Below are 10,278 nucleotides of genomic sequence, written 5' to 3'. Positions count from 1 at the left end.
GAATCGGTCATGCGACCAACTCGCGTATCCGGTATTAGCATTCGTTTCCGAATGTTATCCCAGTCTTACAGGCAGGTTACCTACGTGTTACTCACCCGTCCGCCGCTAACCCCACGTTTCCGAAGAAACGTTAGGTCCGCTCGACTTGCATGTATTAGGCACGCCGCCAGCGTTCGTCCTGAGCCAGGATCAAACTCTCCATAAAAGTTAGTTTGAAATGCTCATTACGTTGTTGCTTTTCTGTCATTAATGACAGGGCATTTTCGCTCGTTGTTCAGTTTTCAAAGAACAATCTTATGTCTTTCATTTTCTTGCGTGTCAGCCGTTTCTCTCAGCGGCGACTTTTATAATATATCACAGGTGCCTATCTTATTGCAAGTACTTTTTTTCGACTTTCGACATTTTTTTTAATCTTGTCTGCTGTCGATTTGTTTCACTCGCAAAAGCGGCGAGTTCTAATGTATCACAGATCTCTAGAGCTCGTCAACACCAAATGACATATTTTTTGCATGCCTCATGTAAAGAGACGCACCAAGCTTATTCCGCTCAGTACGTCTCCCCTTAACCCGTCTACGATGTGGCGGTAACCATATATCTTAGCTCAAGGGCTCCAGACTCTTTGGGCTCCTGCATAACAGCAACTTCTCTAATGTAAGCACGCTTGACTAACTTGTGAATGACCAGGGATAACTCGATTTGCAAAGGACTGATCGACGGATGGCTTTGCAGCTCCCCGATACTCCAAGGCTCCTCGCGGCTATTCATAATATCCAATAAGATCGAACAGCATACTTTCATCTTGCTCATAACGGAGAACTCGCACGCCAGCATAACGAGCTGCACCCGCTGCTCCAGCGTCTCCGGACTTGCCGTCAACTCTTCATATAACTTGTACACGCCGGGATGTACCCGTCTAAGCTGCTTCCATACGGTAAGCTCCGGATGTCTTCCTTCTTCTATAAGTACAATATGCGCCCAATGATGAAGAGCCGTCAGCACATGACTGTACGCATCAAGCATATTGCCATCCAATAGATCCTGTTTTGCCTGCAAATACGTTCTCAGAAATCCCGTAAATTCAATGAATTGCTTTTGCTCGCGCATGGATTCAGGGAACAGAAGCAACCGTTCACGAACGCCTGCCAGATAACCGTCGCGATCCAACCATATCTCCCCCCGCACTAACCATTCAATAATATTGCGATTCTCGCCGCCTGTAATCCACTTATCCAGCTCATCACGATGTACCAATCGAATAAGCGCTCGTTCATCGTCCAGTTGAACATGCTCCGCGGATTCCACGTCGACAGATCGCTCGGTCACGAGAAGCACTAGCATATCTAAACCATCAATAAGCGGGTTATAGGAGTACGGGTTTTTGATGACAGATATGGCCAACAATCCAGGCAGTTCCCGAAAGGTGTCTATTACATGCTCTCTGATATGCTCCACTGGGTTCCTCCGTATAGCTAATCGAAGTAGATTAGGCTATAATAATAATCTACAGATTTATTCCTTTTCGACAAACCGGATGCACTTTCCTGCTTTCCGTCGTAGAAATTGAGTCTTATTTTCGTAAGCCAATAGTCACAGGAAGGGTATGAATAATGAAAAAGATCTTTTTTAAATCGGCAAAAATCAATGAATTCCGCCTTTGGGGACTTGTCTTTACGCTAGTCGGCATGGGGATTATGATACTGGGTACCGCAGGTATTGTCCTCTGGGGACAAGCAGGCAAAATCATTGCGGGAATCTTCATGGTATTCGGCATGATAGCGCTGCTTATAAGCGTGGCCATCTACTTCTGGGCCGGCATGATGTCGACAAGCGCCACCATGCTGCAATGCCCGGAATGCGGAAGACAGACCAAGATGCTGGGCAAAACCGATCGTTGCATGTTCTGCCGTACGATCCTTACGCTGGACCCGTCCCAAGCGACTGATCTGAAGGTGGAAGACATCAAAGCGTAACTCATCCGTATACATAACGAGACCTCCGAGCGATAACGCCCGGAGGTCTTGTTTTATTAGGAAGAACGTCATTATGGCATCTTGGTCAAAGCCTCATCAATAGCTCCCCAAATGGAAGGCGTCTGGAATGAACGCTGCCAAGTGGCAACTCCAGCCAAATCATATTTTCGCGCAATCTCCACTCTCGACTTCATGGAGAGCTCATCTTCGATCCAGATCCGCTTAAGCGCGCCTTCTTCCTGATATTCCACATAATGCTGTCCAGCAGCTTCGTCCAGTACCGGCTTCAGCTTCTTCTCGCTAATGATGGATTTCACCGTCTCCATCCCTACAGCTTTCGAAGAAACCTTCACAGCCCCGGACTCATCCTTCTGCTCTGTCCAAATTCTCGTATATAACGGCATGCTCAGGATAAGCTTGCTTGCTGGCACGCCGTCTTCCTCCAGAATACGGGTCATGGATTTCTCTACCCAAGGCAGCGAAGCGACGGAGCCGGCTTTCGGGCTGGAAGCCCAATGCTCATCGTAGGCCATGACCATCATATAATCGACGACCTTGCCAAGTGCGGGACGATCCAGGAAGACCGACCACATCTCGCTGTTCGACTTCGGCGTCACATCGATGGAGACGACGAGTCCCTGCTCATGAAGCAGCGGCGTCATTTCCTTCACGAATTGCACCAGATTTTCCTTATCCTTCGTATAGACGTTCTCAAAGTCAATGTTAATCCCTTGCAGGTTGTAGATTTCGGCGAAGGCGAGCAGCTGTTGGATCATAGAGAATCGGGTCTCAACAGTCGACAGCGCTTCGGTCGTCTGCTTCGGCTCAAAGCCGTTGCTGAAAAGTCCCCACACCTGATAACCACGATTATGCGCCCACTTCACGTAAGCCGGGTCCGCTTTTCCTTCAATGGTGCCTTTGGCGTCCTTCAGCTCGAACCAGGTTGGACTGACGACATTGACACCCGGCATGTCCCCAATCTTGGACGTATCCGTCTTCCGGTTATAGACTGCTTCCCATGTCAGATTAATTTTGCTGCCCATGACCTTCCATGGGATAAAGGCTTTTGGCTTCTCACGCTCCGGAATCTGATCGATCTTCGTTAGTCTCAGATCCTTTTTGTTCATATACCCGACATGACCTGCTGTGTTCTGAACAAGCATCCATCCGTCGGCTTCTTCCCATATGCGTACTGTATCTCCTTGAGGAACCTTGAACAAATACGGCTCTCTAATAGAAGGAGCAACTCGAATGGCCGAGCCATCCTTCGACGTAGCTTCCGCCAGTTGAATGGCTTCGGCTTCCCGAACGATCGTAATGATCGAGCTGGCCTCGTCATATTCGGCATGAATGCCGAACAATTCCTCAAGCGGCTCCGTAGGAATATACACGGTATTATCCACGACTTCCGCAGCTATCGTTAACTTGTAGTCGCTTTGATTCATAATCCCGGTCAAGGCATCCGTCTTCAATCGCAGCACCTTGTCTGCTGTAGTCATGACAAGCGTCTTGGACTCTTCTTCATAATGAATCGGCTTGTCCTCTCCGAGCAACGTCTCAAGCAGCGGAAGCGGAAGCTTCACTCCCCCGTCGTCTATGACAGCCCCGTACCCCGTATCCTTACCGGATACGACAATCGGGTTCGCCGAGCTATAGCTTGGTGCTTGATGTTCATTGCTTGGGATGAACTTCATATATCCGAACCACCCGAAGGTAATAATGGCCGCCGCAAAAAACAATACAAGCATTAGACCGCAGCCGCCTCTTCGTCTCTTGCGGGTTGCGCGCCCTACATTCGTCTCCAATCTCTCACTCTCCAATCCACGTATTGAATCAAGTCTCCTCTCAAACAAAAACGTGCAGTGTAGCGTATGATCGCTTCCGGCACGTTATGTGTAAAGACTTATCTAGTTTATATACGTTTTATTTCGCGGTTGTGTTGCAGGAAGTACACAATCCGTATATTTCCATCCGATGACCCTGTACCGTAAAACCCGTCTCTCTCGAAGCAGCCTTCTCCACTTCAAGCAGCGGCGGGTAACCAAAGTCGACAATTTGTCCGCAGCTCTTGCAGATGGCGTGATAATGATCGGATAAATCCGCATCGAACCGGCTTGAATCGTCGCCATACGTAAGTTCACGCACTAAGCCAGCTTCTACAAACAACCTGAGATTGTTGTATATGGTCGCTACGCTCATGCTCGGAAATGCCGGTGAGAGCGCCTTATAGATCTCATCTGCTGTAGGATGAGACTTGGAATCCATTAGATAGCTTAATATGGCGTGACGTTGCGGGGTCATCCGGACGCCATTCATCTTCAGTTGCTCTAGTGCCAATTGAACGCTGGCCGCCATTCCCCTCACGCCTTTCTATATAGTAGTTATTACTATTGTACGTTCACGTTCGCAAATTTGTCAATGAATGCGCCGTTCGCCTAAAGTCCCTGACCATGTATCGATATGCTGTTCGTCGCATTAATATGAATGCGATAATCACCGTCTCCAATGACACCGCGCAGCGTTTTGCGCGTCTGGACCAGCGGAAGATCGGTCGTAAGATTGCCGAAAGTTACCGATCCGTACACCGTATAGCTGCCGCTGTAAGGAACGCGAAGATTGATCTCTCCCACGGAGCTGTCCAGATCCCAGTTGCCGCCAACGATAGGACTGTCGATCTCCACGTTGCCGTTCAAGGTGTTCGCTTTAATGTCCATTGCAGCGTTCGAGATCCGAATACCGCCGTTTTTCGTCTCGGTGTCCAGATCGCCATAGATATCACTCAACTCCAGATTGCCGTTCATCGTGCTTGCGAAGACATCATCAGTCGCAGATTCGACTTTGATGCTCCCGTTCTTCGTCACGAGACTGCTCTGCCCTTGAATGGAATACGCTTCGAGACTGGCGTTAATGCCCTCCACCGAAATATCACCATGGATGGCGGTCAACTGCACGAGACCGCTCGCGCTCCGAACAAGCACGCCGCCCTTCGCATACACATCCATGACTGTAACCGAACCATTGCCGCTGTTAATGTTCACCTTCAATTCTCGCGCACCAGGCGCTCTCTGTTCTTCCGAACCTATAGAGTTATCTGTGTCGATACCCGGCACCGGACCGTCTTGCACCTGATCTTGATCCGCATCGTCTTGCGAAGTGCCGGAATCGCTCGCCAAACCGTCTTCAAGCGCAGTATCGCCCGACTCAACCGGCGTATCCGCCTCTTGCGGTTCTACGGTATGATCAAGCGAATTCTCCGCTAAAGGCGTGCCGGAATCTTCTGGTACAAGTGAGCTTTCTGATGCGCTGTCACCTTCAGCCTCTTGGGCGCCTTCAGTTTGCCCGTCATCGAGCTCCTCCGGGGGTGGAGTTGGCGGCCCCATGATATCTTCCTGCGGCTCGTCCAGCTTCGGTATAATGATCTCTACGTTCATCTTCGGCAACCGATTGCCGTTCGCTCCGTAGGCTTGCCCCTTCCCTTCTAACACCGTCTCCGCACCAGGGACGGCATGAATGAGGGACTGCTCCGCAACAGCCTTGGCCTCAGCCTCGTCGGTCAGATCAACCCATACGGTCGTATAGATCTCGATTTCATCTACTTCGCCCATACGGACATGAATATCACCATTGGCATTCTCAATCCGCAGCGATTCCACGCTATCGTCGAAGGGCACCTTCATCACATTTTTGTCAAAACGGAAGCCGTTCTCCTCCGCATATTCCTTCCTGCCATTCAAATCCACATTGAACTGATCGAGCCACTTCACCGGAAAATCCGCATACTGCGTCACCGCATAGGCTGTGACTACAATGACAAGAGAGGCGGCTATGCCCGCGGTATCCAGCCGGAGACCCGCTGCTTTCCGTTTCAGCAGCGTGCTGTACAAGATAATCTCCATGCCGAGGAACACAAATACAAGCGGCCACCAATCCCTCAGCAGCGCAATGTCATTGCGGCCCCGAATATGGTCCCATAGCAGCAAAGCGCCAAGAACCAGCAGGATGATGCATGCCGTTATCCGCCCCAGCCTGAACATAATGCCTTCTCCCTTCCTTGTTGCGCGCAGCCATAAGAGCGAGACGAGCATAAGCAGCGGTCCGACCGACCACTCCGCCAGCTCATTCATCCAAGGCAGCATAATGGCAGGCGGCTTCAGCAGAATCAGCATGAACGCGCCTGCAAGCGTCAGCCATATGCCATCCCTAAGCCTTAGCGGGGGATCTTCCTTCTTGTGCTCGTGATCAAATTGCAGCACCTCAAAGACGCTAATGAAATAGAACACAGGCAACAGCAACACCAAATATACAATGAGCAGAAGATGCCTGCCTCCGTCGGAATCCGCCAAACGGAAGATCGCGACATAGTCGAGCAGCAGAGCAGCCAGCAGAAGAAAGCCTCTGGCATACTGCCCATTCCGAACATGGCCGAGACCTGGCAGCGCAAAAGCAAGCAGGATGGAAAGCAGCCTTCCGGCCCGCCGTTTTATTCCGAGCTTACCCAACGTATGCCCTCCAGTTTCTTCAGTTCGTCCATTAATTGCATCAGCTTCTCGTTCTTGCGCTGCGGCATGATAATATGCAGCACAAGCTTGGTCAGAGGCTCATCGCTGCCCTTCCGCTTGTCGCTATCCGCAACGTCTTCCATATACATTTTTTTGATCGTCACTTTGCGGTGATCCAAAATGTGATTGAGCTTGTTCATCACTGCAGACAAGTCCGCGGCATGGACGCTGATGAGATGTTCCTTTTTAGCTTTAATATACCGCTTCTCCAATTTGTTAAACAGCCATAGCGTAAGTAGAGCCATGACCGTGACGCTTGCGGATGCAAAATAAAACCCGGCGCCTACTGCAAGACCAATCGCTGCAACCACCCAAAGCGATGCCGCAGTGGTCAGTCCTGTTATCGACTTGCCAGTGAACAAGATGGTGCCAGCGCCCAAGAAGCCGACACCTGTAATGACTGCCGCTGCCAGACGAGCGGGGTCGACCCGTACATTCGGTTCTTCTACGAAATCCGAAAACCCGTATATGGACAAGAGCATCAGCAAGCAAGCGCCCAGACAAACCAAAATATTCGTACGCAGGCCTGCAGCGTGATTCGATTGCTCCCGCTCCAATCCAATCAGGCCGCCAAGCAGCAATGCTAATGATAAACGGATCAATATGTCCACTTCATCAATAAACCATGGATTATGCAATGCGCTCAATGTCATCATCGTCGATCTTGACCTCTCATCTTATAATCTTAGCACCCTATCCCTGCCTACCTAATCATAATATGCGGCAAAAGGCGCGACTCATCTCTACATGATGAATCGCGCCTTACAGGATACGAGGTCAATCGTTATTGAAGACGCTCAAGCAGCAGCTTGTTGACAAGTGCCGGATTCGCTTTGCCCTTCGTTTCCTTCATAATCTGTCCGACAAGGAAGCCAATTGCCTTCTCCTTGCCAGCACGGAAATCTTCGACAGATTGCGGATTCTTCTCGATGATTGCATCGACAATGGCTAGAATCGCACCTTCATCGCTAATTTGAACGAGGCCTTGCTCCTCTACGATCTGCTGCGGCAGCTTGCCGCTCTCCAGCATGGCTTTGAATACGGTTTTGGCGATTTTGCCGCTGATGGTGCCTTTCTCCAGCAAGCCGATCATCTCGCCTAGTCCTTGTCCGGTAATCTTGACATCGGACAATTCAAGGCCGTTCGCATTCAGATAGCCCAGCAAGTCTCCCATAATCCAGTTCGAGACGGCTTTCGCATCCTTCGTGTAAGAGAGGCTCTCCTCGAAGAAGTCAGCCAGCTTCTTCGATGCGGTGATGACCTCGGCATCGTAGGCCGGCAAGCCGTAATCCGCCGTATAGCGGGCTTTGCGCGCATCAGGAAGCTCCGGGATGGAAGCGCGGACGCTCTCCTTCCACTCTTCGCTAATATGCAATCTGACCAGATCCGGGTCCGGGAAGTAGCGGTAATCATGCGCTTCTTCCTTGCCGCGCATCGAGAACGACTTGCCCGCTGCGTCGTCGAACCGGCGCGTCTCCTGTACGACTTCCCCGCCCGCGTCCAGAATCTCTGCCTGACGGAACTGCTCATATTCCAGTCCGCGCTGTACGCCGCGGAATGAGTTCATGTTCTTCAGCTCGGCGCGCGTGCCGAACTTCTCTTGACCGTATGGACGAAGGCTGATGTTCGCGTCGCAGCGCAGGCTGCCCTCTTCCATCTTCACATCAGACACATCGCAATACAGCATAATGGCCTTCAGCTTCTCCAGATATGCCTTTGCTTCCTCTGGCGTGCGGATATCCGGCTCCGATACGATCTCGACAAGCGGCGTGCCGACCCGGTTGAAGTCGACCAGCGATGCGTACCCGCCGTCTACGTGCGTCAGCTTGCCCGCGTCTTCCTCCAGATGAAGGCGCGTAATGCCGATGCGCTTCGTCTCGCCGTTCACTTCGATATCTAACCAGCCATTCTCGCCGATCGGCTGATCGTATTGCGAGATTTGGTACGCCTTCGGTGAATCCGGGTAGAAATAGTTTTTACGGTCGAATTTGCTGACGTCGGCAATGGTGCAGTTCAGCGCCATCGCAGCTTTCATCGCGTATTCCACAGCCTGGTGGTTCAGCACCGGCAATACGCCGGGATGACCTAGGCATACCGGGCAGGTATGGGTATTGGGCGGTGCGCCGAAGGAAGTAGAGCAGCCGCAAAAGATCTTGCTGTTCGTATGCAGCTCGACGTGCACTTCCAGCCCGACGACCGTCTCGTATTTGTTCGCTACAGACATTCTTATCGTTCCTTTCCTAAGCGTCCTACTTGTACGCGATAATTACAGCTGCGGGCGCAGCTTGTGATGGTCGGTATGAGCCTCGAAGGCATGCGCGGCGCGAAGCACCGTCGATTCGTCGAATGCCTTGCCGATAATTTGCAGGCCGATCGGCAGGCCGTCAGCCGTTCCGCACGGAACGCTGATCGCCGGAATGCCGGCCAGGCTGACTGGAATCGTACATATATCGTTCAGATACATCGTTAGCGGATCGCCGACTTGCTCGCCGATGCGGAAAGCTGGAGTCGGAGCCGTAGGTCCGATGATCAGGTCGTATTGTTTGAAGATGTTGTCGAAGTCGCCTTTGATCAGCGTGCGCACCTTTTGCGCCTTCAAGTAATAAGCGTCGTAATAGCCGGAGCTAAGCGCATAGGTGCCGAGCATAATGCGGCGCTTCACTTCCGGTCCGAAGCCTTGGCTGCGCGACTTGCGGTACAAGTCGATCAGGTTGTCCGGATTGTCTGCGCGGACGCCATAACGAACGCCGTCGAAGCGAGCCAGGTTGGAAGAAGCTTCGGAAGAAGCAAGCAAATAGTACGTCGCGATCGCATAGTCGGTATGCGGAAGCGACACTTCCTCCCAGGTTGCCCCTAGCGATTCGTAGACTTTCAGCGCATTCATAACCGCTTCCTTCACGCGCGGATCGATACCTGCGCCAAGGTATTCCTTCGGAACACCAATGCGCAGCCCCTTCACGTCACCTGTCAGGGCAGACGTGTAATCCGGAATGTCGACCTTCGCGGATGTGGAATCGCTGGCGTCATAGCCTGCAATCGATTGGAGCACATAAGCTGCGTCCTCGACATTCTTCGTCAGCGGGCCGATCTGATCCAGCGAAGATGCGAAGGCGACCAGGCCAAACCGCGACACGAGGCCGTATGTCGGCTTGAGGCCTACAATGCCGCAATAAGCGGCCGGCTGGCGAATGGAACCGCCTGTGTCAGAGCCGAGCGAGAAGTAGACTTGTCCTGCCGCTACGGACGCCGCAGAGCCGCCGCTGGAGCCGCCCGGCACGTAGTCGGTATTCCACGGATTGCGCGTCGGATAGTAGCTGGAGTTCTCGTTCGAGCCGCCCATAGCGAATTCGTCCATGTTCAGCTTGCCGATCGTGATCGCATCCGCGTCCTTCAGCTTGCGCGCGCTTGTCGCGCTGTAGATCGGATTATAATTGCTCAGGAATTGGCTTGCGCAAGTGGTCAGCAAGCCTTCCGTTACGATATTGTCCTTAATGCCGGCCGGAAGGCCGAACAGCAGGCCTTTGTCGCCGCCTTCTTGCAGACGCTTGTCCATTTCATGCGCTTGCGAGCGGGCGCCGTCTTCATTCAAGGTAAGGAAAGCCTTGATGGATTCATCGGTTTCCTTGATTCTCGCGTATGACGCGTCTACGAGCTCCGTTACGGACAGCTCTTTGTTGCTTAGCTTGTTATGTACATCCTGCAGGCGTAGGTCAAACAGTGCCAACAGTAGCTCCTCCCTTCAAATAAAC

The 10,278-nt window shown here is 51.9% G+C and carries 8 protein-coding genes and 1 rRNA gene; 1 reads left to right on the top strand and 8 read right to left on the bottom strand.

Annotation, left to right across the window (positions count from 1 at the left end; all coding sequences use genetic code 11):
- Together AC0YNW_RS26120 and AC0YNW_RS26115 are read right to left on the bottom strand one after the other, a co-directional pair.
- A 16S ribosomal RNA gene (locus tag AC0YNW_RS26120) occupies positions 1 to 205 on the bottom strand; the annotation flags it as partial.
- A gap of 365 nt (positions 206 to 570) precedes the next feature.
- Positions 571 to 1,452 carry a nucleotidyltransferase-like protein gene (locus AC0YNW_RS26115; protein WP_475834399.1) on the bottom strand — a complete coding sequence of 294 codons (882 nt, stop codon included), beginning with the start codon at positions 1,450 to 1,452 and terminating at the stop codon, positions 571 to 573.
- Positions 1,453 to 1,616: 164 nt separating this feature from the next.
- On the opposite strand from AC0YNW_RS26115, the gene AC0YNW_RS26110 reads away from it, so the two are divergent.
- The gene (locus AC0YNW_RS26110) at positions 1,617 to 1,970 is read left to right on the top strand and encodes a YgzB family protein (RefSeq protein ID WP_387479876.1); all 354 of its coding nucleotides are present in this window, start codon (positions 1,617 to 1,619) and stop codon (positions 1,968 to 1,970) included.
- Between the two features lie 71 nt (positions 1,971 to 2,041).
- Here AC0YNW_RS26110 and AC0YNW_RS26105 read toward each other — a convergent pair whose 3' ends face one another.
- The 6 genes from AC0YNW_RS26105 to gatA form a co-directional block, all read right to left on the bottom strand.
- Entirely contained in the window at positions 2,042 to 3,775 is a 1,734-nt protein-coding gene (locus AC0YNW_RS26105) for a glycosyl hydrolase family 18 protein (protein ID WP_387479728.1), read from the bottom strand.
- Between the two features lie 118 nt (positions 3,776 to 3,893).
- Entirely contained in the window at positions 3,894 to 4,325 is a 432-nt protein-coding gene (gene perR, locus AC0YNW_RS26100; RefSeq protein ID WP_387479729.1) for a peroxide-responsive transcriptional repressor PerR, read from the bottom strand.
- Between the two features lie 80 nt (positions 4,326 to 4,405).
- On the bottom strand, positions 4,406 to 6,469 hold the full coding sequence (locus AC0YNW_RS26095; protein WP_475834398.1) for a DUF4097 family beta strand repeat-containing protein: 2,064 nt from the start codon (positions 6,467 to 6,469) through the stop codon (positions 4,406 to 4,408).
- Complete coding sequence (locus AC0YNW_RS26090) at positions 6,451 to 7,167, bottom strand: MgtC/SapB family protein (RefSeq protein ID WP_387479877.1); 717 nt, start codon at positions 7,165 to 7,167, stop codon at positions 6,451 to 6,453. The genes AC0YNW_RS26095 and AC0YNW_RS26090 overlap by 19 nt, the downstream gene beginning before the upstream one ends.
- A gap of 146 nt (positions 7,168 to 7,313) precedes the next feature.
- On the bottom strand, positions 7,314 to 8,753 hold the full coding sequence (gene gatB, locus AC0YNW_RS26085) for an Asp-tRNA(Asn)/Glu-tRNA(Gln) amidotransferase subunit GatB (protein WP_475834397.1): 1,440 nt from the start codon (positions 8,751 to 8,753) through the stop codon (positions 7,314 to 7,316).
- 42 nt (positions 8,754 to 8,795) lie between these two features.
- On the bottom strand, positions 8,796 to 10,253 hold the full coding sequence (gene gatA / locus AC0YNW_RS26080; protein ID WP_475834396.1) for an Asp-tRNA(Asn)/Glu-tRNA(Gln) amidotransferase subunit GatA: 1,458 nt from the start codon (positions 10,251 to 10,253) through the stop codon (positions 8,796 to 8,798).
- Positions 10,254 to 10,278: the final 25 nt, after the last annotated feature.

The organism is Paenibacillus sp. J31R120, from assembly GCF_056269225.1.
Note: the sequence above shows the minus strand (reverse complement) of the source record. Positions and strands in the feature narration are given on the sequence as shown.

Excerpts from the sequence above, each read along its gene's own strand:
- perR (WP_387479729.1), bottom strand. The coding sequence starts at position 4,325 with ATGGCGGCCAGCGTTCAATTGGCACTAGAGCAACTGAAGATGAATGGC.
- gatB (WP_475834397.1), bottom strand. The coding sequence starts at position 8,753 with ATGTCTGTAGCGAACAAATACGAGACGGTCGTCGGGCTGGAAGTGCAC.